The following is a 396-nucleotide window of genomic DNA, read 5'->3' on the forward strand; positions in this document are numbered from 1 at the left end:
GGTCATGGCGGGCAGCTCGGCGCCCTGGCTGGTGCGCGTGCCCGTCGTGGGCAGGAACAGCAGGTGCCCGCGCTTGACGGTGGCGACCGCGTCGTATTGGCGCGCGAGCCGCGAGACAAAATTGAGGTCGCTCTCGTGGGTCTGGTCGATGTGGGCCACGCGCACACGGGCGAGCCGCTCGTCAATGCGGGGCGTGAGCTTGTTGCGGGCCGCTATCTCGCCGACGATGGCGCCGAGGGTGGTGTCGTGGTAGCTGTGCTCGGCGCGGATGCGCAGGCGCTTGCGCAGGTCTGCCGAGCGGGCGCGGATGCTGACGACATCGGGCGGCCCCTGGTGCTCGATTTCGTCTACGGTGAAGGTGCCTTTATCGACGAGCTGCTCGCCGGCCCAGCCGAT

At 69.4% G+C, this 396-nt stretch carries 1 protein-coding gene; it reads right to left on the minus strand.

What is annotated here, in order from left to right:
- On the minus strand, nt 1-396 hold a 396-nt coding region (locus GVL52_RS30000; RefSeq protein WP_280179141.1), incomplete at both ends, for a contractile injection system protein, VgrG/Pvc8 family.

The organism is Rhizobium sp. 18055 (assembly GCF_902706285.1).
GTDB lineage: Bacteria > Pseudomonadota > Alphaproteobacteria > Rhizobiales > Rhizobiaceae > Rhizobium.